Consider the following 22,973-nt stretch of genomic DNA (forward strand, 5'->3'; position numbering starts at 1 on the left):
TGCGGGTGTCCTCAGAGTGTCATGACGGGTCGGGGCATGTCGGAGCGGTGGTAATCTGACGTCATGCGGACCGTGCTCCTTCTTCTTAGGCGCCGCGACGAGACCTCGTTCTGAGCCCCTCCTCGTCGCGGAGTCCATCGTGGGCCGAACCGCCAGCCACAGGAGACACGCCATGACCACCACCGCCGGTGCGGATTCCGCACGCCCCAGGACACTCGCCGAGAAGGTCTGGGACGACCACCTCGTCGTGAAGGGCGAGGACGGGGAGCCCGACCTCATCTACATCGACCTCCACCTCGTGCACGAGGTCACCAGCCCGCAGGCGTTCGACGGCCTGCGCAGCGAGGGGCGTCCACTGCGGCGCCTCGACCTGACGATCGCGACCGAGGACCACAACACCCCGACGTGGGAGATCGACAAGCCGATCGCAGACCTGACCAGCCGGACGCAGATCGAGACGCTCCGGCGCAACGCGGCCGAGTTCGGTGTGCGTCTGCATTCGCTCGGCGATGCGGAGCAGGGGATCGTGCACGTCGTCGGTCCTCAGCTCGGATTGACGATGCCCGGGATCACCGTGGTCTGCGGTGACTCGCACACGTCCACCCACGGCGCGTTCGGTGCGATGGCGTTCGGCATCGGCACCAGCGAGGTCGAGCACGTCATGGCGACCCAGACGCTTCCGCTCAAGCCCTTCAAGACGATGGCCATCAACGTCGAGGGCACTCTGCGTGCCGGCGTCACGGCGAAGGACATCATCCTGGCCGTGATCGCGAAGATCGGGACCGGAGGCGGTCAGGGCTACGTCCTCGAGTACCGCGGCAGTGCGATCCGAGCGCTCTCCATGGAGGGTCGCATGACGATCTGCAACATGTCGATCGAGGCCGGTGCCCGCGCCGGGATGGTGGCGCCGGACGAGACGACCTTCGCCTACCTCGAGGGCCGCCCGCACGCCCCGAAGGGCCAGGACTGGGACGATGCCGTCGCTTACTGGCGCACGCTCCCGACCGACGACGGGGCGACGTTCGACGCGGAGGTCTTCATCGACGCCGACGAGCTGGAGCCCTTCGTGACGTGGGGTACCAACCCCGGACAGGGGAGCTCGCTCTCCGCCGCGGTTCCGAATCCCGCCGAGATCGACGACCCGAACGAGCGCGCGGCCGCCGAGCGCGCCCTGGAGTACATGGATCTGATTCCGGGCACTCCTCTCAAGGAGGTGCCGGTCGACGCGGTCTTCATGGGGTCGTGCACCAACAGCCGCATCGAGGATCTGCGCGCGTTCGCATCGATCATCCAGGGCAAGAAGAAGGCCGATGGCGTCCGCGTCATGGTGGTGCCCGGATCCGCCAGAGTGCGCCTGGAGGCCGAGGCCGAGGGCCTGGACAAGGTGATCAAGGACTTCGGTGCGGAGTGGCGCTTCGCCGGCTGTTCGATGTGCCTGGGCATGAACCCCGATCAGCTGGCCCCGGGGGAGCGCTGCGCATCGACATCGAACCGCAACTTCGAGGGTCGTCAGGGCAAGGGAGGGCGCACTCACCTCGTGTCGCCCCTCGTCGCCGCTGCGACGGCGATCCGCGGCACCCTGTCCAGCCCGAGCGACCTGACGGAAGGGTTCTGACCCATGGAGAAGTTCACCACCCACACCGGCATCGCCGCTCCGCTGAAGCGTTCGAACGTCGACACCGACCAGATCATCCCTGCGGTGTTCCTGAAGCGCGTCACGAAGACCGGCTTCGAAGACGCACTGTTCCACGGCTGGCGGCAGGACCCCGAGTTCGTGCTCAACCAGGCGTCTTTCCAGGGTGCCTCCGTGCTCGTCGCCGGTCCCGATTTCGGCACCGGTTCCAGCCGTGAGCACGCCGTGTGGGCGTTGCGCGACTTCGGCTTCAAGGTCGTGCTCAGCCCGCGTTTCGCCGACATCTTCCGCGGCAATGCGGGCAAGCAGGGCCTGCTCGCCGCGACGATCTCGGAAGAGGATCTCGAGCGTTTCTGGGCCGAGATCGACCGGAATCCCGGTGCGAAGATGACCGTCGACCTCGAGGCGCGCACCGCGTCGATCGGTGACGTCCAGGCCGAGGTCGGGATCGACGATTACACTAGATGGCGGCTCCTCGAAGGGCTCGATGACATCGGGCTCACGCTGCGCAACGAAGACAAGATCGCGCAGTTCGAGGCCCGTCGCGAGTCGTGGCGGCCCCGAACCCTTCCCGTTCAGTAGACGGTGGGGGCGGGGGAGCCAGGGGCAACCCGCCCCCGAAATCCGTAGATGAAGTGAGGCTCCGAATGACGACACCTGTGCGCGACGCTCTTCCGGACGGAGTCCCTGCACTCACCGGAGACGTCCTCGCCATTCGCGGCGGACGCCCGCTCCGGGGACGCGTCGACGTCAAGGGCGCGAAGAACCTGGCCACCAAGGCCATGGTCGCCTCGCTCCTCGGCGAGACCGTGAGCACCCTGCGCGATGTGCCGGCGATCAGCGATGTGGCCGTCGTGCGGTCGTTGCTCGAAGTGCACGGCGTCCGCGTCTCAGAGGGCGATGAGCCCGGTTCGCTCGTGTTCGACCCGAGCGATGTCGAGTCCGCGCACTTCGAGGAGATCGACGCGCACGCGGGGGCATCGCGCATCCCGATCCTGTTCTGCGGCCCGCTGCTGCACCGGCTCGGCCAGGCGTTCATCCCCGACCTCGGCGGCTGCCGCATCGGCGACCGTCCGATCGACTTCCACCTGGACGCACTGCGCAAGTTCGGCGCCATCGTCGAGAAGCTCCCCAGCGGCATCCGCCTCTCGACCGGGGGAACCCGCCTGCACGGCGCGAACATCCACCTCCCGTACCCGAGCGTCGGCGCGACCGAGCAGGTGCTGCTGACCGCGGTCCGCGCCGAAGGCGTCACCGAGCTGCGCAACGCGGCCATCGAGCCCGAGATCATGGACCTGATCGCCGTGCTGCAGAAGATGGGCGCGATCATCTCCTACGAGCCGAACCGGGTCATCGTGATCGAAGGCGTGGAGAAGCTCCGCGGCTACGACCACCGCTCGATCTTCGACCGCAACGAAGCCGCATCGTGGGCATCCGCAGCGCTGGCCACCGACGGTGAGATCTTCGTCGGCGGCGCCAAGCAGCAGGAGATGCTGACCTTCCTCAACGTCTTCCGCAAGGCTGGCGGCTGGTTCGACATCCAGGAGGACGGCATCCTGTTCCGTCGCGACGGCGACATCAAGCCGGTCGTGATCGAGACGGATGTGCACCCCGGCTTCATGACCGACTGGCAGCAGCCGCTCGTGGTCGCACTGACCCAGGCGCACGGTCGCTCGGTCGTGCACGAAACGGTGTATGAGAACCGCATGGGCTTCACCGACGCGCTCGTGAAGATGGGTGCCGACATCGTCGTGCACCCCCGGGGTCTGCAGGACGGACCGCGGCGCGTTCCTCGTCGCGACCTCGAACAGGCCGCCGTCATCACCGGCCCCACACCGCTGCACGGTGCCGACATCGTGGTCCCCGACCTTCGCGGGGGATACAGCCATGTGATCGCAGCCCTGACAGCCACGGGCGAATCGAAGGTGTCGGGTGTCGACATCCTGAGCCGGGGGTATGAGAAGTTCCTCGCCAAGCTCGACGCGCTCGGCGCCGACTTCGACGTCATCCGGTGACCGCCGTGACGTCCCGTTCATCGGAGACGAAGCGTCCGAGCATCTTCTGGCCGCTCGCGGCGCTCGTCATCCCCCCGGTGTCGCTGATCGCGAAGATCCGGATCCGCGGGGCCGAGAAGCTGCCGCAGCAGGGTTCCTACATCCTGGCGCCCAACCACTACTCGGAGTTCGATCCGCTGATCGTCGCGGTCGCCGTGTGGCGTGCCGGTCGTGCGCCGCGGTTCATGGCCAAGGAGAGCCTGTTCAAGGTTCCCGTTCTCGGCTGGTTCCTGCACCGCACGGGCATGATCCCCGTCGCCCGGACGTCTTCTGCGGCGTCCGCGCGTCAGACGATGAAGCAGTCGGAAGAGCTCGTGGAGCACGGCCGCGGCGTGATCGTCTATCCGGAAGGCACGCTGACGCGGGATCCCGACCTGTGGCCGATGCGCGGCAAGTCGGGCGCGGTGCGACTGGCACTCGCCGACGGCATCCCGCTGATCCCGATGGCACAGTGGGGCACGCAGGAGATCATGGGGCGCTACCAGAAGGGTCTGAGCCTCTGGCCGCTGCGCAAGCCCGTGACTGTGCTCATCGGCGACCCGGTCGACGTGTCCGATCTGCGAGGGCGCGCCGGGGAGCCGGCAGCCCTCAACGAAGCGACCACTCGGCTCATGAACGCGATCACGGCGCTCCTCGAGGAAATCCGCGACGAGAAGGCACCGGCCGAACGTTGGAATCCCGCAACCCACGGCCAGAAGGAGACGGGACGCCTTGACTCCTAAGAGAACCGCGCCGGTCGGTCCACGAGTCGCCGTGATCGGCGCGGGCAGCTGGGGCACGACCTTCGGGAAGATCCTCGCCGACGGCGGCGCGCAGGTGACGATGTGGGCGCGCCGAGCCGAGCTCGCGCAGGAGATCAACGAGGGCAAGCGGAACTCCCGCTACCTGCCAGGGATCAACCTTCCGCGCACCATGGCTGCGACGCATGAGCTCGCGACCGCGCTCGACGGCGTCGACCAGGTCTATCTTTCCGTGCCGAGCCAGTCGTTGCGGGAGAACCTGAAGGCGCTGCGGCCGCTGATCGCCGACAGCGACACGAAGATCATCAGCCTCATGAAGGGTGTCGAGCGCGGCACCGGGCTGCGGATGAGTCAGGTCATCCAGCAGGAGCTGCGCTGCGACCCCGATCGCGTGGCCGTGGCGTCCGGGCCGAACCTCGCGCTCGAGATCGCCCGTGAGCAGCCGACCGCAGCCGTCATCTCCTCGCGGAGCCAGGAGACGGCGGAGATCGTCGCACGCGCAGCACGGAACAGCTACTTCCGCACCTTCGTGAACACCGACGTGATCGGAACCGAGTTCGGCGGCGTCCTGAAGAACCTGATCGCGGTCGCGATCGGGATCGTCGACGGCGTGGGCTATGGCGAGAACACCAAGGCGTCGATCATCACCCGCGGACTGGTGGAGATGACCGACTTCGCCGTGGCGAACGGCGCGCATCCGGAGACTCTCCAGGGTCTCGCGGGTCTCGGCGATCTCATCGCCACATGCCAGTCCCCGTTGAGTCGCAACAACACCGCCGGGCGTCTGCTCGGACAGGGGTACAGCTTCCAGGACGTGGTGAAGCAGATGCAGCAGACCGCAGAGGGGCTCGCGTCCGTCGCGCCGATCCTCCAGCTGGCGCGCGAGGCGGAGATCGACATGCCCATCGTCGAGCAGGTGAAGATGGTGCTCGACGGCAAGATGGATCCGCGGGACATCGCACCCCACCTGACGACGGACGACGACACCCCGCAGGGTGAGAGGACCAACCATGGACAAGCAGACGGTGGTGGTGCTCTTCGGCGGGCGCTCCAGCGAGCATTCGATCAGTTCCGCAACGGCGGGGGGCGTTCTGGGGGCGATTGATCGCGACCGATACGACGTGATCCCCGTCGGGATCACTCGCGAGGGCGCTTTCGTGCTCGAGGACGACGACCCGGCGAAGTTCCCCCTGGACGCGGAGCACCTCCCGGAGGTCGTCGACAACGGCACGCGCGTCCTGTGGCCCGAGCCGGGAGGCGATCGCACACTCCGTGTGGTGCAGACCGACGGCTCCGTCGCGGGCCTCGGTGAGATCGATGTCGTGCTCCCGATCCTGCACGGACCGCACGGCGAGGACGGGACGATCCAGGGATACTTCGACACGCTCGAGGTTCCCTACGCCGGTGGTGGCGTGCTCGATTCCGCACTGTGCATGGACAAGCACTTCATGAAGATCGCCCTGGAGGCGGCCGGGATCCCGGTCGCGCCCTGGGTGACGGTGCGGCGAAAGGACTGGGACCGTGACGCCTCCGACGTGCGCACGCGGGCCGCAGGCCTCGGTCTTCCTGTGTTCGTGAAGCCCGCGCGGGCGGGCTCGAGTGTCGGCGTCTCCAAGGTCGAGAATGCCGACGAGCTCGATGCGGCGCTGGCCGTGGCGTTCGCCGAGGACGACAAGGTGCTGATCGAGACCGGCGTGAGCGGCCGCGAGATCGAGGTCGCCGTGCTCGAGGGCGTCGACGGCGTCCGTGCATCGCTCCCCGGGGAGATCGTGCTGACGTCGCGGGGTTTCTACGACTTCGAGGGCAAGTACCTCGGTGGGGACGGTGTGGACGTCGTGTGTCCTGCGGACCTCACTGAGGCGGAGCGCACCGCCATCCAGGAGATCGGCGTCCAGGCCTTCGAGGCGGTGGACGGGCGCGGGCTCGCGCGTGTCGACATGTTCCTGACACCCTCCGGCGAACTCGTGGTGAACGAGCTCAACACGATGCCGGGGTTCACGCCCATCTCGATGTTCCCCAAGTGCTGGGTCGCGTCGGGTCTGAGCTACGGCGATCTCATCACCGAGCTCGTCGAAGCCGGCCTTCGCCGCTGAGCGTCCGGTTCCCCGGGGGATCAGCCCGCGGGGAACTCGACGCGATCAGTGCACTGCCCGGTGGCAGGCTGAAGCCCCGACTGGATGCTGGCCGAGATCTTGTCGACGATGGTCTGGAAGTCGATCTGCTCGCCGCGCTTGATCGTGACCTCCACCGCAGGGTCGCGACCGAACGTGACGAGGCGCTGACGCTCCTCCTCCTGGTCGAGGACCAGCCAGTCGACTCCTCCGATGGTCGTGCACACCAGCGCGGACGGAGCAGGGGGTTCTACGCCGCAGCGCAGAACGACCGTGGGGTCTCCCCACGCACCTGTCGCCTGCGCATCGGTGAAGACGCGATCGAGACCGCCGACGCTCTCCGGGAGCAGTACAGACACGTTCGCGCATGCGGGGTTGTTCGCATCCGCTGCGGGCTCGAGATGCACGGTGGTCGCACAGCCGGCGAGCACAGCGCTGAGTGCCGCTGCTCCGGCGAGGGCAGCGAGGCGACGGGAACGGGGCATGCTTCCAGGCTACCTTTGACAGCATGCCCTCCCGACCCGACGCCGACGATCCACGCCTGGGAGATGTGCCCGAAGGGCGCATCCTCCGCGCGATACTGTCACGCACGCCGGCCGCCTCGCACGCGCTCATCGGGCCGGGCGATGACGCCGCAGTGATAGCGACCCCGTCGGGCTCCGTGGTGGCGACGACCGACACGCTGGTGCACGGCCCCGACTTCCGCCTCGCCTGGTCCAGCGGATACGACCTCGGCTGGAAGTCTGCGGCGGTGAATCTCGCGGACGTCGCTGCCATGGGCGCGCGCCCGACGGCGCTCCTGGTCGCACTCGCGGTGCCGCGCGAACTACGAGTCTCCTTCGTCGAGCGACTCGCCGACGGCTTCCGGGATGCCTGTGCCGCGCTCGCGCCGGGCTGTGCGGTCGTCGGTGGTGATCTCACCGTCTCCGACACGTTGACCGTCGCGGTCACGGCCCTGGGCGACCTGGAGGGACGCGCAGCGGTGACGCGGAGCGGCGCACGTCCTGGTGACGTGGTCGCCGTCGCCGGGGAGCTAGGTCACGCGGCACGCGGTCTCGCCGTTCTGTTCGGGAGGTTCCGGGATGGGGATGTGCCGGTGCCCGTCGACCCTGGCGCTCTCGCAGCAGGCGAGAGCGAAGCCGTGAAGGCGCAGTTGCGCCCGTCGCCCCCGATCGGTCTCGGCGCGGTGGCGGCGACGGCCGGCGCGACCGCCATGATGGACATCTCCGACGGGCTGGCTCTCGATGCGCGACGGATGGCTGCCGCGTCCGGCGTGACGATCGCCCTCGACAGTGCGCTCCTCGGCACCGATCCGGCGCGAGCTCTCGCCGGGGGAGAGGATCACGCGCTGCTCGCCACCTTTCCCGAGGGGCTCCTGCCGCCGGCGTTCCGAGCCATCGGCAGGGTGCGCGCCGCCGGCGATGAGGACCTGCTGTGCGATGAGCAGCCGGTCGACCTCAGCGGTTGGGATCCCTATCGGGACTGGGACTCGGCCGCGGGCTGACCCATGGGGCCAGGGTCCTCGTCCTCCGTCGCCGGCTCGGCCCACCACAGGTTCGTGTCGCCGTACGACTTCTCGCGGAACTGCTCCAGGTTCGCGGCGCCGAAGTCCGGAGGCGTGGACCGACGAGCTCGTTCCACCACCACCACGGCGTCCGAGGACAGCAGCGGTGCGAGCGCGACGAGGTCTGCCGTCATGGCCGCGTCGTCGAGGTCGTAGGGCGGATCGCTGAACACGAGGTCGTAGGGTCCGACGGCGCGATGCAGGAAGGCATGCGCCGTGCTCTCGTGAACGCGCCCGAGCGGGAGGCTCCCCGCCTTCGCGACGACTTCCGCGTTGCGTCGGACGATGGCTGCGGCCTGGCGGCCGCGTTCCACGAACTCGACGCTCGCTGCTCCACGGCTGAGCGACTCGAGTCCGAGGGCGCCCGAACCGGCGTACAGGTCGAGGACCCGTGCGCCGGCGATGGCGCTCAGGGACTCCAGCGCGCCGAACAGCGATTCGCGTACACGGTCGCTCGTGGGTCGGGTTCCCGAGCCCGGAACCTCGAGCCGGGCCCCTCTGGCGCTGCCTGCGATGATCCTCGTCACCCGTTCACGATACGACAGCTCGAGTGCCTGCCGTGTCCGTCGTGTTCCCTAGACTCGGAGCATGTCGCTCACGCTCGATTCCTCGTTGGAGGACGCCATCGGTGCGGCGTCGTCCAAGACGCTCGGTCGGGCCTTCGGCATGAAGAGCGTCGGCGACCTCCTGTCCCACTACCCTCGCCGCTACGCCGATCCGGGAGAGCTGACGCCCATCCGTGACCTCCCGCTCGGCGAGACAGTCACCATCGTGGCCGAGGTGCTCTCCTCGAGCTTCCGACGGATGCGGAACCGTCCCGGTGCGATGGTCGACGTCGTGATCGGCGACGGCATCGGACGCATGTCTCTCACGTTCTTCGCGAAGAACGTCGGCGCGGCGGAGTGGCGCTCGAAGGATCTCGCAGTCGGTCGTCGCGGTGTGTTCTCCGGCAAGGTCGGGGAGTTCAACGGCGTGACGCAGTTCGCCCACCCCGAGTACGAGCTGTTCGATGATGAGGACGCCGCCCGTCGCAGCGCCGACGCGCGCGCCACCGTGCCGATCCCCATCTACCCCGCCACGTCCGCGATCCAGACATGGCAGATCGCCCGACTGGTCGGTCGGGTTCTCGACGACCTGGTGGACGCGCCCGATCCCCTGACCGCGGAGATCAGGGAGCGCGAAGAACTGCTCACCGCGCGCGAGGCGCTGGAGCTCGTGCATCGACCGCGGACACGGAACGACATCGATCCGGCCGTGCGGACGCTGCGAATGCATGAGGCCCTCACCCTGCAGACGGCGCTCCTGCAGCAGCGCGACGCGATCCGGGCGCTGGCCGCCACGTCTCGCCCCTCGATGCCCGGCGGGTTGCTCGAACGTTTCGATGCAAGCCTCCCGTACACGCTCACCGCCGACCAGGAGACGGTGGGACGACAGATCGCCGCGGACCTCGTGGGCGCCTGGCCCATGAACCGTCTGGTCCAGGGAGAAGTCGGCTCCGGCAAGACCCTGGTCGCTCTGCGGGCGATGCTGCAGGTGGCGGAGAGCGGCGGCCAGGCCGCCTTGATCGCGCCGACGGAGGTGCTCGCGGGGCAGCACCTTCGCTCGATCACCAAGATGCTCGGTCCCGATCTCGCGCCGCTGTTGATGCCGACACTCCTGACCGGTCAGATGCCGGCGGCCGATCGCCGCAAGGCAGCCCTGCGGGTCGCTTCGGGTCAGGCACTGATCGTCGTGGGTACTCATGCGCTGCTGGGCGAGAAGACCACCTTCGCCGATCTCGGTCTGGTCGTCGTCGACGAACAGCATCGGTTCGGCGTCGAGCAGCGCGAGGCGCTGCGCGCGAAGGGATCGAGTCCGCACGCGCTGGTGCTGACCGCGACTCCGATCCCGAGGACGGTCGCGATGACCGTCTTCGGCGACCTCGACACCTCCGTGATCCGCACGATGCCGGCCGGGCGTGCCGGCATCGAGTCCTTCGTCGCCCCGCTCGCAGAGCACCCGGGGTGGTTCAACCGTGTGTGGGAGCGCGCCGCCGAGGAGATAGCCCAGGGACGGCAGGTCTTCGCGGTGTGCGCCGCGATCGACACGGCCAAGAAGACGACGGAGGCGGGGGAGCAGCAGGCACTCGCTCCGGAGGGAGCGTCAGGGCCGCGCTGGGGCGTGGTGCAGCTCGATGAGGCGTTGGCGACCCATCCGACGCTGGGTGGACTGCGGCGTGCCGTGCTCCACGGTCGTATGCCAGCGGATGAGAAGGATGCCGTGATGCAGTCGTTCGCACGCGGTGACATCGATCTGCTCCTGGCCACGACCGTGATCGAGGTGGGCGTCGACGTGCCGAACGCGTCGACGATGATCGTCCTCGACGCGGACCGGTTCGGGGTCTCTCAACTGCATCAGCTCCGCGGCCGGGTCGGTCGAGGCGGCGTGCCAGGGCTCTGCCTGCTCGTGACCGAGGCTGAGGCGGGCACGCTGGCCCGTGAGCGCGTCGACGCGGTGGCGGCGACTCTCGACGGGTTCGCCCTGGCGGAGGTCGATCTCGAGCTGCGCGGCGAAGGCGACGTGCTGGGCGCCGCCCAGGCGGGCGTTCGCTCCTCTCTGAAGCTGCTCAGGGTGGTGAAGGACGCAGGGCTGATCACCCGCGCACGCGAGGTCGCGGAAGGTATCCTCGCCGCCGACCCGCAGCTGGCTGATCACCCGGGTCTCCGCGAGGCCATCGGGCGCCGGGTGAGCGACGAGGATCGGGCGGCGCTGGCGAAGAACTGACGGGGAACCGGCGTGCCCTAGGCTGGAACCATGAGCAGCCGGATCGCCGTCGTCCCGGGTTCCTTCGATCCGCCTACCCTGGGTCACCTCGATGTGATCCGGCGCGCCGCGGCCCTCTACGACGAGCTGCACGTGCTGGTCGTGCACAATCCGGGCAAAGAGGCGATGCTCCCCATCGCGCAGCGGCTCTCGTTGCTGGAGAGGTCGATCGCCGACGACGGCATGCAGGGCGAGATCGTGATCGGTTCGTGGAGCATGGGGCTCTTGGTCGACTACGCCCGTGACGTCAACGCGGGAGTGCTCGTGAAGGGCATCCGCTCGCAGATCGATGTCGCGTACGAGTCGCCGATGGCGATCGTCAACAGACACCTCGCCGGCATCGAGACGGTTTTCCTCCTTCCCGACCCCTCGCACGCCATGGTCTCGAGTTCCCTCGTCCGCCAGGTCGCGTCTCTCGGTGGCGATGTGAGTCCCTTCGTTCCGCCCGCGGTCGCTGCATTCCTGGACACGGGATCCCGAGGGATCTGAACCTCTCGCCTGGACGCGGAATCAGGACGACAGCGTGCAGCGGCCGGTAGCATGGGAGTGTGCGCTCTCGAATGAACGGCCCTTTCGTGCTCCCCGTCCGTGACATCGTCCGGCGTCCGGGGGAGATGCGGGAACACGAGTTCACCGTCGCCCTCGCCGAGTCATGGGGTGAGGGGATCGTGTCGTACGAGGCCGGCTCCGAGCTCGATCTCGATGTCCGCCTCGAGTCGGTGCACGAGGGCATCCTCGTGTCGGGAATCGCCGAGGCCGAGTACGCCGGCGTGTGCGGAAGATGCCTGATGGACATCACTCGGCCCGTCGAAGTCGAGTTCCAGGAGCTTTTCGCGTATCCTGGTGAGGAAGAAACTGACTTCGAGGTTCAAGACGACCACGTGGATCTTGAAACTCTCGTCAGGGATGCGGCCGTACTGGCACTTCCTTTTCAGCCGGTGTGTCAGCCGGATTGCCCGGGTCTCGACCCGAAAACGGGTGAACGACTGACCGTGAGCACCGGAACGGAGCAGGCCGCTCCCATCGATCCTCGGTGGAGTGCGCTCCAGAACATCACAGACCAAGACGGCACGGAAGAATCTCGTGCCGCCGAGAAAGAAGAGAGCTAGTCATGGCTGGTAACCCCCCGAAGCGCAAGGTATCCCGTTCGAACACCCGCTCGCGTCGCGCGCAGTGGAAGGCGGCGCCCGTCGCGCTCGTCAAGACCATCGAGAACGGCCAGGTCGTCTACAGCCGTCCTCACCAGGCCAAGGTCGTCACCGACTCGCAGGGCACCGAGCTCTTCCTGGAGTACAAGGGCCGCAAGGTCGCCGACGTCTGAGTCGCGTACCGTGACGGAGGTCCCCGGGGGGACGAGACCTCTCCCAGAAAAGCTCCGCGTCGATATCGACGCGGAGCTTCTGGAGTTGGCCCTCACCCACCGCTCCTACGCGTACGAGCACGGCGGCATCCCGCACAACGAGCGGCTCGAGTTCCTCGGTGACTCGGTGCTCGGGCAGGCGGTGACCGTCATGCTCTTCACCACGCATCCTGATCTCGATGAGGGCGAGCTGGCGAAGCGACGAGCCAGCGTCGTGTCGACCGTCGCCCTCGCCGAGGTGGCTCGGGGCATCGACCTCGGCAGCCATCTGCTGCTCGGCCGCGGCGAGGAGCAGACCGGCGGTCGGGACAAGGACTCCATCCTGGCCGACACCATGGAAGCCGTCATCGGCGCGACCTACCTCTCGGCAGGTCCTGACGCTGCCACGGAACTGGTGCTCCGACTGACGGAGCCCCTGCTGGCTGACCCGGAGCGCTACGGTGCGGCCATGGATCCGAAGACCAGCCTGCAGGAGCTCGCCGCCCGGCTCGGCGCCACCCCGCCTCGCTACTCGGTCGAGGCGAGCGGACCAGACCACGACCGTCGTTTCCTGGCCACGGTCAGCGTGGGCGACGTGAGCATGACGGGTGCCGGCAGCAGCAAGAAGACCGCCGAGATGGCAGCAGCCCTCAGCGTGTGGCGTACCCTCAGCGAGCGTGCCTGAACTTCCCGAGGTCGAGGTCGTCCGCGCAGGCCTCGCACCGGCCGTGATCGGATCGACCATCACCGCGGTGAGCGTGTTCGACGAGCGCGCCCTCACTCGTCACGTGGCCGGTGCCGCTGACTTCGTCGCTCGCCTCGAGGGACGCATTTTCACCGACGCATCGCGCCGCGGGAAGTTCCTGTGGCTGCCGCTCGATGACGAGGATTCTGCGCTGATCGGGCATCTCGGAATGAGCGGTCAGATGCTGTTGCGCGCGCCCGACGCGGGGGCCGAACGACATGAGCGGGTGCGGATCGGAATCGAGCATCCCCGGCACGGCGAGCTCGCGATCGTCTTCGCCGATCAGCGGACCTTCGGATCCCTCGCCGTCGATGCGCTGATCGACGACGGCGGATCGCGGATCCCGACTCAGGTGGCGCACATCGCTCGTGACCCCCTGGATCCGGCATTCGACGACCGTGGCTTTCGAGCAACTCTGGGGCGACGGGGGAGTGCGATCAAGCGTGTTCTCCTCGATCAGGGTGTCGTGAGCGGGATCGGCAACATCTACGCAGACGAGTCGCTGTGGGCAGCGCGGATACACCCCGAGACGCCGGCCGATCGTCTGTCGACGCAGGCCGTCCGCAGGCTGCTCGCCGAGGTCCGGCTCGTGCTCGCGAAAGCCCTCGCCGAGGGCGGAACCAGCTTCGATGCGCAGTACGTCAACGTCAACGGCCAAGCCGGCTATTTCGCGCACTCGCTCAACGCCTACGGGCAGCAGGGCAAGCCCTGCCCGCGGTGCGGAACGCCCATCGTGCGCGAGAGCTTCATGAACCGCGGCTCTCACTTCTGCCCGCGCTGCCAGCGGCTGCCGAGATAGCTGCTCCGGACGGTTTGCGCTCACGCAGACACGAAGGAACGCTGCAGGAGCGGACGGGTCGCCCACGTCGTCGCCCAGACGACACCGATCCCGACGGACACCACGAGCGCGATGGTCAGCAGCGACTCTGGTGCCGTGATCAGCGCGATGCCGACCAACGGGAACACGAGGATCGCGGCCACGAGCGCGGAGCCGGTCGCGGTCACGAGCAGCGGTGACATGATCGCCCGCCGTCGCGCCCTGTCCACGGTCTCGAGAGGCATGCCGAGGTGATGCAGACTGCGGTGCAGCTCGCGCTGGTCGAGGACGTCTGAGGCCTGGTTGACCCCGACCGACGCCGCGACCATCAGGAAGGAGCCGATGAGCGTGATGATGAGACCGGTCCGGATGTCATCGGCGAGCGCGATGTCGGCGGCAGCGGCATCGGAGGTGCTCATCATGCTCAAGAGCGCGACTCCGGTACCGGCGAAGACGGCCATGAAGCTCGCCGTGGCGATACCACCGACCTGCCGCCAAGCCGCTTTCGGCGAGTCCAGCACGATGCGGGCTGCGAGCAGTCGCTCCGGTCGCTCGGCTCGACGGAGTTGCCCTGAGGCGACCACCTTGAGCACCCACGGCCCGACGAGGTTCAGCACTGCCAGCACGGCGCCGAAGAGGCCGGCGAGTACGACGATCGTGAGGACGAGTCCGCCCACGGAAGGGAAGACCTTGATCAGCACGAACGCGACGGCGATCGCACAGACGGCGAACACCGCCCGGATCCAGTGCACCTTGGGAACATCGGTGCGTGTGCGCACGCCGAGCGGTGAGATGACGACACGACGCAGACCGATGATCGCACTCGTCGACGCGAGGGCGAGCACGGCCGCCACCACGAGGGCCGTCTGCGCCGGCGGGAGGACGACGGCACCGAATCCGAGGGCTTCGCCGCGGAACGGGATGAGTCCGATGAGGGGGCTGAGGGCGACGTGCGCGACGACACCGACCAGGGCACCGGCCGCGGCGACGAGCACGGATTCCGCCACGGTGGCGACGGTCACGCCCGCCGGCGACACACCGAGCAGACGGAGCGTGGAGAGACGCTCGTCGCGTCGACGCGCGGAGAGTCGAGCTGCCGCTCCGCCGACGGACATCAGCGGGACGACCAGCAGCACGAGGGCGATGGCCGCAAGGGCTTGATACAGAGGAGCGAACTCGTCGGTCCATCCCCAGAACGACTGCGCCCCGCCGATGACGGTGAGAACCAGCGTCGTGACCACGGCGAATGCGACGACCGGCAGAGCGATAACGCTGCCCTGACCGGGAGCGGGGCGAAGCAGGAGGGCGAGCACATTGCGGTTCATGCGGTCACCGCCGACGAGATGATCCGTCCGTCGCGCACTGCGATCGTTCGCGTGCACCGAGCGGCGACCTCGGCGTCATGCGTGACGACGACGAGGGTGCGGCCCTGTCCGGTCGTGGACCACAGGAGCGCGTCCATGACCTCCGAGGACGTGGTGGAGTCCAGCGCTCCGGTGGGCTCGTCAGCGAAGACGACCTCCGCGCCGGTGGCTTGGGCGCGTGCGATGGCGACGCGCTGTGCCTGCCCACCCGACAGCTCGCCGATCCGGCGGTCCTCCATCCCGGCGAGTCCGAGAGCCGCCAGCCAGGATGCCGCGTGCTGCACGGCGTCCTGACGTCGGATGCCGTTGATCATCGAGGCGAGGGCCACGTTCTCCACCGCGGTCAGCTCGGGGATGAGAAGGCCCTGCTGAAAGACGAACCCGAACTTCTCGCGTCGCAGTCGTGACCGCGCTGACTCTCCGAGCGCGGTGACCTCGATGGCGGATCCCTCGGCAGGGCGGAAGACGACTCCGCCAGCGTCAGGTGCGGTGATCCCCGCCAAGACGTGGAGGAGAGTGGTCTTCCCGGAACCGGAGGCTCCCATGATGGCGACGGACTCACCGCGATGGATGGCGAGGTCGACGCCGGCGAGGGCGCGTGTCGACCCGAAGTTCTTGCTGAGGGCGTGGGCTTCGATCACGGGGATGTTCATGATTCCAGCCTCGCCGTCCCGCCCGGCTCGGTCGTCGCCCGGGCGGATGACGGTGCGGGCTCGACGTCATCCCGGAGAATGAGATCGGGCCCGCACCCTCGTCAGAGCTTCTTCTGCCATGCCCCGGCGTAAGAGACCGGCACGAAGCCGATGGCCTCGTTGATGTTCAGCATCGGCCGGTTCTCCTCGGCGTTGAAAGTGGAGACGACGGTCGACTCAGGCATCAGCTCGCGCCAGCGGAGCAGGTTGGCGCATTTCACGATGGTTCCCAGACGATGGCCACGGTGGTCCTTGCTCACCAGCGTTCCGAACTGGTGCGTCACACCCGTGCGATCGGCGGCGATGAGGAGTTCGTTGTACGCGACGATGGTCCCGGACGGGACATGACGCACTGCCGCCACGGAGACAGCCTGCCCCGCGCCGAGCAGTCGCGCCTCACGCCGCACCACCCGCTCGGCGTCCCAGACCTCTTCGACGAAGTCCATGTCGCCGCTGGGTGCGTCCGTGGACAGCCGGGCGAGCACAGCGGCGAACCCTGCCCTCAGCTCCGGAGGCGTGGGCATGTCCCATTCGAGCAGCGCGTAGTCTTCGCCCGCCAGAGCGATAGCGTCGCTCAGAGCCGTGCGAAGCAGGTCCGAGTCGCCTCGGAGGTCGTACTCACTGTTGCGCTCCACCTGTTCGAGGACGAAACCGCGTGCCTCCAGGAGGTCGGAGAGCGGCGTCGCCGGTACGCGTCCCCAGCCCGTGCGGGGAATCAGCATCCGTTCGCTCTCCTCGGGACGGTGCAGGCTCCAGATCTGCAGGACACTCCGACCGTGCGCGCGCGCTTCCGCCTCCGCTGTGTCGAGGAGCGCCTCTTCGACGCCACGGCCCCAGTGGGCCGACGGAACCAGCAGGTCGATCTCCGCGGCGTGAGCATCGGCTTCCTGGGCGAAGGAGATCGTCACCATGCCGACGATGCCGCCGTCGATACGGGCGACGAAGCCCACGTCGAGTGCGTCCGTGTCATCCTGCCAGTTCGGCAGCATCTGAGCGGCGTCAGGCGCGAGGTCCGGGAGGCCCACCTGCTCATCGCAGACGAGCCTGTTGAGCTCGCCGAAGGCGAGGAACTCGGCGGCATCCTCGCTCTGCAGGTTGACCGGGACGATCAGCGGCGTGATCGTGGTTTCCATGGTCTTCATGTCTGTTCTTCCGTGCGGGGTGTGTGGAGGGGATTGTGATGGGACGGCGCCCGCTCGCGGGTGAGGCGAGCGGGCGCCGTCGCAGAGATGCCCGTCATGGACTCGACGGCCTCAGCGCATGCCGCGCTGCATGTCGTACGTGAGCAGGGCGTACGACTCGGCGGCGGAGCGATGACGCTGCTCGCCGAGGAGGAACAGGTCGGCCGGATCGATGCGCAGGCCGCGACGGGCGTGCCGCGGACGCTGTGCCCTCTGGAAGAGCCAGAGGCCGATCCTGAGGGAGAGACGATCTGCCATCGAAAGGCGACGCAGTTCATCGGGGCGGGGAATCTGGAGGACCTCGTGGTCCTCGATATCGGGCGGGTGGATATCGCTGCGGTGCAACGTGGTGTTCACGGTGGTTCCTTCGGAAGTGATGGTGATGATGGGTGCGGAAGCACCGCACGTCGGCTGCGGATGCAGCTGCGAACGGTGCGGGAGAGCAGGCGTCGACGGAGGCCGAAGAGGCGGTCAGCGGATGCGGGAAGTGCCGAGATCTGCGGGGCAGATCTCGGAGGGGGCGCGAGAGAAACGGCCGGACTGGACCTACGGGAGGTCTGGAGAGTCGGGTTGCGGTTCTACGAGAGAGCGCTCATGCGGACGCCGGCGGTTACCGAGAACGCAGGGCGCGGCGCAAAGTGCGCGGGCGCGGCGAGGCCAGTGGCCTGTGCGTTGAGCTGAGTCGTAATCATCGGTAACCTCCTTTCGTGTGGCGATCCGGAGGCCACCGTAGCGAACCCGCGAGAGCCACGTCAAGCACATACTGTTCCGCTCGGCGTGTCGCCGGCCTCTCGAGTTCGCCGTCGACCCGCGCGGGATGAGGCTCCAGGCCCGGAATTCCGGTAGCGTAGCCGCGTGATTCTCCCCGGACGAGCGGTGCCCGTATGCATCTGAAGAGCCTGACGCTCAAAGGGTTCAAGTCGTTCGCGCAACCGACGAGCTTCGTCTTCGAGCCCGGGGTCACCTGCATCGTCGGGCCGAACGGTTCCGGAAAGTCGAACGTCGTCGACGCGCTCGCCTGGGTGATGGGCGAACAGGGTGCGAAGACTCTCCGCGGCGGGAAGATGGAAGACGTCATCTTCGCCGGCACGTCGACACGCGGTCCTCTCGGTCGGGCCGAGGTGCAGCTGACGATCGACAACTCCGATGGGGCGCTGCCGATCGAGTTCGCAGAGGTGACGATCAGTCGCACCCTGTTCCGCAACGGTTCGAGCGAGTACGCCATCAATGGCGAGGGCTGTCGTCTCCTCGACGTTCAAGAGCTTCTGAGCGACTCGGGACTCGGACGCGAGATGCACGTCATCGTCGGCCAGGGACGTCTCGACACCGTGCTGCAGGCGTCGCCCGAGGACCGCCGAGGATTCATCGAGGAAGCGGCGGGAATCCTCAAGCATCGACGTCGCAAGGAGAAGACGCTCCGCAAGCTCGATGCGATGGAGACGAATCTCACCCGATTGAGCGATCTCGCGGGCGAGATCCGGCGGCAGCTCAAGCCTCTGGGAAGACAGGCCGAGATCGCGCGCGAGGCGCAGACCATCGCCGCCGTGGTGCGTGATGCCAAGGCGCGCCTCTTCGCGGACGACGTGGTTTCTCTGCGTGCCGCTCTCGCTGACCACACTCGGACCGAGCACGAGCGCCACACCGAGCGTCTCGTTCTGTCCGACCAGGCGGAGACGGTTCGCGCGAGCATCGCGCGGCTCGAACAGGATCAGAATTCCGTCGCCGTGGACGAGGCGCGCAGCGTGGCGTTCGGTCTCGAGCAGGTGCAGGAGCGGATGCGCGGGCTCTACACGCTCGCGAATCAGCGCCTCGCGCTGCTCGGCACGGACGACGACGATGCCGCGGTCACCGCGATCACCGTGACACAGGCCACGATCGACGAGGCGAGAGAAGAGATCGACACGATCTCTGCGGGACTGGGTGACGCGCAGGACGCGGCAGCCGCCGCGAGCCGAGAGGTCGTGCACGCGCGCGCGGAACTCGACACCCTCGATGTCGACATCGCCGAGCAGAGCGCGCTCGTCTCCCAGTACGACATGCGACTGTCTGCCTTGCGGGGATCCGCCGAGGCTGCGGCGTCAGCTCTCGCCGCGGTCCGAGGGGCGGTTCTCCGCCAGGAGAACGCCCTCGAGGCCGCGAACGCTCGTCGGCGGGAAGCGGCTGAGGCACTGGAGTCCATCGACGACGCCGAGGCACCGGAGGGTACGGCCGTCGAGCATGCGGCGGCATACGAGAGCGCGCAGCGGGCCGCCACGGCGGCGGAGACCGAGCGCGAGTCGCTCCGGGAGCGTCTGCACTCGGCTGAGCGTGAAGTCGACTCCTTGACCGCCAAGACATCCGCGCTGAGCAGCGCTCTGGCGCTCTCCGGCGGTGCGGCGGAGATCGTCAGCGCCGGAGGACGTGGCGTCCGCGGCCTGGTCGGCGATGCCGTGCAGGTACGTGCCGGCTATGAGGCGGCGGTGTCCGCGGTCCTCGGGCCGCTTGCGGAGGGCGTGCTCATCGACACGGCGTCTGACGCCTTCGCGATGGCCGTCGAATCGGCGCAACAGCGCAGGGGAGTGGTGGACTTCGTCATCGCCGACTCGCCGCGACCGCACGCGGCGTTGCCGTCCCTGGCAGGCGTCGTGCCCGCCGTCGACGTCGTTACCGCCCCCGAGGGAGTGCTGGGCATCCTGTCGCATGTGCTGATAGCGGATGACCTCGACTCGGCCAGAGCGGCGCGGTCTGCACTCGATGCGAAGGGGGACACCGGGACCACCATCGTCACCCTCGGCGGAGACGTGATCACGGCTCAGACCCTTCGCACCGGCTCGGGCGGTGAGCGCTCGCGTCTCGAGCTCGCGGCTGAACGCGATGCCGCAGCCGAACGCTTGGCGGAGATCCGGATCGTGGCGGACTCGCTCCGTGAAGCGCGTCGGGATGCCGACGAGGCGGTCGAGACCACGAGACGGCAGGCCAAGGAGGCTCTTCGAGCGCTCCGCGAACACGACGCTGCCCTCGCCACGCACGCGGAGCAGGTCAACCGGATCACCGTGCGACACGAATCCGCCGTCGCGGAGTGCGAGAGGCTGGAGACCGGGCTCGCGCAGGCGCAGTCCACCGTCTCCGAGGCGGAGGAGAAGGCGGAGGCGGCGAAAGCGGCATTGGACGAAGCGATCGCAGCGCCGCGGCCGGTTCTGGATGCATCCGCACGGGACGGGCTCCTCGAAGCTCTCGAGCTGGCACGTGAGGGCGAGGTGCGGGCTCGACTCGAGATCGAGACCCTGCGCGAGCGCGTCCGCGCCGCGCAGTCCCGGGTCGCGAGCCTGGAACGGCAGCGCGAGCAGGAACGTGACGCTGCGGCTGAGGCGGCCCGACGCGCGGCCATCCGCCGCGCGCAGCGGGAGTCGGCCTCAGGCGTTGCGGACGAGTTGCCGCGCATCCTCGATTCGCTCGATCGTTCCGTAACCGAGGCACGCCTCGCGCTCAAAGAGGCCGAGGCCGCTCGGTCGGCCCAGAACCAGGAACTCGTCGGTCTCAGGGCTCAGGAGGCATCGCTGCGCGAACGTCTGACCGGGCTCACGGAGAGCGTGCACGGGCTCGAGCTGCAGATACACGAGAAGAAGCTGCACCTGAACAGCCTGCTGGAGCGGGTCTCCTCTGAACTGGCCCTGGAGGAAGATATTCTCATCGCGGAATATGGTCCTGACCAGCTCGTCCCGCGCGATCCCACCACGACGACAGCGGCGGACCGAGACGCCGGAGACGGCGCCGCGGCGATTCCTTTCGATCGCCGCATCCAGCAGCGCCGTCTCGCAGAGGCGGAGCGCAAGCTGGCGCAGCTCGGACGCGTCAACCCGCTGGCCCTCGAGGAGTTCGCCGCGCTGGAGCAGCGCCACGCCTTCCTCACCGAGCAGCTGGCCGACCTCACTCAGACGCGACAGGACCTGCTGACGATCATCGCCGACCTCGACGAGCGGATGCAGACCATCTTCGCGAGCGCCTTCGAGGACACGAAGGAGGCCTTCGGCCAGGTGTTCCCGCTGCTGTTCCCGGGGGGAACGGGCAGCATCTCGCTCACAGATCCCGACAACATGCTGACCACCGGCATCGAGGTGTCGGTCCGTCCTGTGGGAAAGAAGATCGAGCGCCTGTCGCTGCTGTCGGGTGGCGAGAGGTCGCTCGCGGCTGTGGCTCTGCTGGTCGCGATCTTCAAGGCTCGGCCGAGCCCGTTCTACATCCTCGACGAGGTGGAGGCAGCTCTGGACGACGCGAACCTCGGTCGTCTGCTGACCGTGTTCGAGCAGCTGCGGGAGAGTTCGCAACTCCTCGTCATCACGCATCAGAAGCGCACGATGGAGATCGCTGATGCGCTGTACGGCGTCTCGATGAGGCAGGACGGCGTCTCGGCGGTCGTAGGACAGCGGGTCGGCGACCGAGCTGCGGCCGCGGTCTGACCGAGACCATCGGTGCGCACGCCTTCCATCCGCTGAGCACCCCGTAGGCTGGTGGGATGGCGGAGAAGTCCTGGTCTCTTGGTCGTGCACTGCGCGGCATGTTCGTCAAGCCCACCATCGATGAGACGACCTGGGAGGATCTCGAGACAGCGCTCATCACGGCTGATTTCGGCCCTGACATCAGCGAGCGCGTCGTCGACGAGCTGCGCCAGAAGGTAGACCGTTACCGGACGACCGACCCCAAAGACCTCCAGCGCATGTTGCGGGAGACGCTCGAGGAGCACTTCGCGAAGTTCGACACGACGCTGAAGCTCACCGAGCGTCCCGCAGTGGTCCTCGTCGTCGGCGTCAACGGCGTCGGCAAGACCACAACCATCGGGAAGTTCACCAAGTTCCTCCGGGGGTACCAGCGCAGTGTGGTGGTCGGTGCCGCCGACACGTTCCGCGCAGCAGCGGTCGATCAGCTCGCGACCTGGGCGCAGCGCGGTGGGGCGGCGATCGTCCGTCCGCAGCAGGAGGGTCAGGACCCTGCCTCAGTGGCATTTCAGACGGTCGAGTATGCGAAGCGCGAAGGCATCGAGATCGCGATCATCGACACGGCGGGCCGCCTGCACACGAAGGGCGGCCTCATGGACGAGCTCTCGAAGGTCCGGCGCGTGATCGAGAAGCAGGCGCCCATCAGCGAGGTGCTGCTCGTGCTCGACGCCACCACCGGACAGAACGGCGTGATGCAGGCGGAGGCATTCCTCGAACACGCCGGCGTCACCGGACTCGTCCTCACCAAGCTGGACGGGTCGGCCAAGGGGGGCTTCGTGCTGGCCGTGCAGGAGCGCACGGGCATCCCGGTCAAGCTGCTCGGACAGGGCGAGGGGATCGATGACCTCACCGGTTTCACCCCTCATGTCTTCGTCCAGTCGCTGGTCGGTTGACGACGGGACTACCGCAGTGAGCACGAGGCTGGTTTCATAGCGTTATGGCGATCGAACACGACTACTTCGGACTCCTGTCCTCGGGCCCGGACGGATCGATCTTCTGGTCGGAGACCGTGGAGCTCGGTGATCAGAGTGTGACCGTGGACCTGACCGCTCCGGACCAGGACGACGTCTCGTCCGATGCGCTCGATATCGCCGCCTCGCTCATCGCGGGCCTGGAGAGCGTCGACGACACGGCGCGTCGAGGCATGCTCGCAGAGGTGGACGACCGCACCAGCGAGGTCACCGAGTACATCCTTCAGCAGCAGGAAGCGTACGGCGATGACTTGCCCGACGTGCTCGTCGACGTGTCGGGAGACGCCGCCGTCGACATCATCCGCTCGCTCCGGCTCATGAGCATGACGATCCTCGCCGACGAGCATGGGGGCTCGGAACCGTTCGCGGTGCTCGAGTACGCGCTCGACGACAGCTCGTCAGATGACGTCCTGCTCGTCAACCTCGGCTCGGACGGCAGCGTGCAGTCGGTGATGAGCGCGGACTAGCTGTGATGTCCAGGCAGGTTG

Annotated in this window: 22 protein-coding genes; 16 read left to right on the top strand and 6 right to left on the bottom strand. The window is 67.9% G+C overall.

Annotation, left to right across the window (positions count from 1 at the left end; genetic code table 11):
• The first annotated feature begins 172 nt into the window (after positions 1-172).
• The 6 genes from leuC (at position 173) to AAY78_RS11600 (ending at position 6,520) form a co-directional block, all read left to right on the top strand.
• The gene (gene leuC, locus AAY78_RS11575; protein ID WP_046748440.1) at positions 173-1,615 is read left to right on the top strand and encodes a 3-isopropylmalate dehydratase large subunit; all 1,443 of its coding nucleotides are present in this window, start codon (positions 173-175) and stop codon (positions 1,613-1,615) included.
• Positions 1,616-1,618: 3 nt separating this feature from the next.
• Entirely contained in the window at positions 1,619-2,215 is a 597-nt protein-coding gene (gene leuD / locus AAY78_RS11580) for a 3-isopropylmalate dehydratase small subunit (RefSeq protein WP_046748441.1), read from the top strand.
• A gap of 65 nt (positions 2,216-2,280) precedes the next feature.
• Positions 2,281-3,648 (top strand): UDP-N-acetylglucosamine 1-carboxyvinyltransferase, encoded by a 1,368-nt coding sequence (gene murA / locus AAY78_RS11585; protein WP_046748442.1) that lies wholly within the window; start codon positions 2,281-2,283, stop codon positions 3,646-3,648.
• A complete protein-coding gene (locus AAY78_RS11590; RefSeq protein WP_046748443.1) occupies positions 3,645-4,409 on the top strand; it encodes a lysophospholipid acyltransferase family protein in 765 nt (254 codons plus the stop codon). The genes murA and AAY78_RS11590 overlap by 4 nt, the downstream gene beginning before the upstream one ends.
• Positions 4,399-5,532: an NAD(P)H-dependent glycerol-3-phosphate dehydrogenase gene (locus AAY78_RS11595; protein ID WP_046748444.1), complete on the top strand. Its 1,134-nt coding sequence runs from the start codon at positions 4,399-4,401 to the stop codon at positions 5,530-5,532. Before AAY78_RS11590 ends, AAY78_RS11595 begins: the two co-directional genes overlap by 11 nt.
• Positions 5,438-6,520, top strand: a complete 1,083-nt coding sequence (locus AAY78_RS11600) for a D-alanine--D-alanine ligase family protein (protein WP_046748445.1) — start codon at positions 5,438-5,440, stop codon at positions 6,518-6,520. The genes AAY78_RS11595 and AAY78_RS11600 overlap by 95 nt, the downstream gene beginning before the upstream one ends.
• A gap of 20 nt (positions 6,521-6,540) precedes the next feature.
• Here AAY78_RS11600 and AAY78_RS11605 read toward each other — a convergent pair whose 3' ends face one another.
• Positions 6,541-7,023 carry a DUF3515 domain-containing protein gene (locus AAY78_RS11605; protein WP_046748446.1) on the bottom strand — a complete coding sequence of 161 codons (483 nt, stop codon included), beginning with the start codon at positions 7,021-7,023 and terminating at the stop codon, positions 6,541-6,543.
• Between the two features lie 23 nt (positions 7,024-7,046).
• Between AAY78_RS11605 and thiL the strand changes: the two genes are divergently transcribed.
• Positions 7,047-8,042, top strand: coding sequence for a thiamine-phosphate kinase (gene thiL, locus AAY78_RS11610; RefSeq protein ID WP_046748447.1), 996 nt, complete (start codon positions 7,047-7,049; stop codon positions 8,040-8,042).
• Here thiL and rsmD read toward each other — a convergent pair.
• Positions 8,012-8,629, bottom strand: a complete 618-nt coding sequence (rsmD, locus tag AAY78_RS11615; protein WP_046748448.1) for a 16S rRNA (guanine(966)-N(2))-methyltransferase RsmD — start codon at positions 8,627-8,629, stop codon at positions 8,012-8,014. The genes thiL and rsmD overlap by 31 nt on opposite strands.
• A gap of 61 nt (positions 8,630-8,690) precedes the next feature.
• Here rsmD and AAY78_RS11620 point away from each other — a divergent pair, with 61 nt between their 5' ends.
• The 6 genes from AAY78_RS11620 (at position 8,691) to mutM (ending at position 13,787) form a co-directional block, all read left to right on the top strand.
• Positions 8,691-10,865: an ATP-dependent DNA helicase RecG gene (locus tag AAY78_RS11620; RefSeq protein WP_046748449.1), complete on the top strand. Its 2,175-nt coding sequence runs from the start codon at positions 8,691-8,693 to the stop codon at positions 10,863-10,865.
• Positions 10,866-10,895: 30 nt separating this feature from the next.
• Complete coding sequence (gene coaD, locus AAY78_RS11625; protein WP_046748450.1) at positions 10,896-11,393, top strand: pantetheine-phosphate adenylyltransferase; 498 nt, start codon at positions 10,896-10,898, stop codon at positions 11,391-11,393.
• Between the two features lie 71 nt (positions 11,394-11,464).
• Positions 11,465-12,013, top strand: coding sequence for a YceD family protein (locus AAY78_RS11630; RefSeq protein WP_046748451.1), 549 nt, complete (start codon positions 11,465-11,467; stop codon positions 12,011-12,013).
• A 2-nt stretch (positions 12,014-12,015) separates the two neighbouring features.
• On the top strand, positions 12,016-12,225 hold the full coding sequence (gene rpmF / locus AAY78_RS11635; protein WP_017830754.1) for a 50S ribosomal protein L32: 210 nt from the start codon (positions 12,016-12,018) through the stop codon (positions 12,223-12,225).
• 10 nt (positions 12,226-12,235) lie between these two features.
• A complete protein-coding gene (gene rnc, locus AAY78_RS11640) occupies positions 12,236-12,928 on the top strand; it encodes a ribonuclease III (RefSeq protein ID WP_046748452.1) in 693 nt (230 codons plus the stop codon).
• On the top strand, positions 12,921-13,787 hold the full coding sequence (gene mutM / locus AAY78_RS11645; protein ID WP_046748453.1) for a bifunctional DNA-formamidopyrimidine glycosylase/DNA-(apurinic or apyrimidinic site) lyase: 867 nt from the start codon (positions 12,921-12,923) through the stop codon (positions 13,785-13,787). Before rnc ends, mutM begins: the two co-directional genes overlap by 8 nt.
• 20 nt (positions 13,788-13,807) lie before the next feature.
• On the opposite strand, the gene AAY78_RS11650 is transcribed toward mutM, so the two are convergent.
• From AAY78_RS11650 to AAY78_RS11665, 4 genes are all read right to left on the bottom strand, one after another.
• Positions 13,808-15,130 carry a permease gene (locus tag AAY78_RS11650; protein ID WP_046748489.1) on the bottom strand — a complete coding sequence of 441 codons (1,323 nt, stop codon included), beginning with the start codon at positions 15,128-15,130 and terminating at the stop codon, positions 13,808-13,810.
• A complete protein-coding gene (locus tag AAY78_RS11655; protein ID WP_046748454.1) occupies positions 15,127-15,822 on the bottom strand; it encodes an ABC transporter ATP-binding protein in 696 nt (231 codons plus the stop codon). The genes AAY78_RS11650 and AAY78_RS11655 overlap by 4 nt, the downstream gene beginning before the upstream one ends.
• Before the next feature lie 101 nt (positions 15,823-15,923).
• Positions 15,924-17,003, bottom strand: coding sequence for a GNAT family N-acetyltransferase (locus AAY78_RS11660; RefSeq protein ID WP_052748752.1), 1,080 nt, complete (start codon positions 17,001-17,003; stop codon positions 15,924-15,926).
• A gap of 111 nt (positions 17,004-17,114) precedes the next feature.
• Positions 17,115-17,399, bottom strand: a complete 285-nt coding sequence (locus tag AAY78_RS11665; RefSeq protein ID WP_046748455.1) for a hypothetical protein — start codon at positions 17,397-17,399, stop codon at positions 17,115-17,117.
• Positions 17,400-17,926: 527 nt separating this feature from the next.
• Between AAY78_RS11665 and smc the strand changes: the two genes are divergently transcribed.
• Genes smc through AAY78_RS11680 form a run of 3 tightly spaced genes read left to right on the top strand, consistent with a single transcriptional unit; the run spans position 17,927 to position 22,952 of the window.
• Complete coding sequence (gene smc, locus AAY78_RS11670; RefSeq protein WP_046748456.1) at positions 17,927-21,478, top strand: chromosome segregation protein SMC; 3,552 nt, start codon at positions 17,927-17,929, stop codon at positions 21,476-21,478.
• 56 nt (positions 21,479-21,534) lie between these two features.
• Positions 21,535-22,407, top strand: a complete 873-nt coding sequence (ftsY, locus tag AAY78_RS11675; protein ID WP_045265192.1) for a signal recognition particle-docking protein FtsY — start codon at positions 21,535-21,537, stop codon at positions 22,405-22,407.
• Between the two features lie 44 nt (positions 22,408-22,451).
• On the top strand, positions 22,452-22,952 hold the full coding sequence (locus tag AAY78_RS11680) for a DUF2004 domain-containing protein (RefSeq protein ID WP_046748457.1): 501 nt from the start codon (positions 22,452-22,454) through the stop codon (positions 22,950-22,952).
• The last annotated feature ends 21 nt before the right edge of the window (positions 22,953-22,973 follow it).

Origin of the sequence: Microbacterium sp. Ag1 (genome assembly GCF_001005635.1) — a bacterium.
GTDB classification, from domain to species: domain Bacteria; phylum Actinomycetota; class Actinomycetes; order Actinomycetales; family Microbacteriaceae; genus Microbacterium; species Microbacterium oxydans.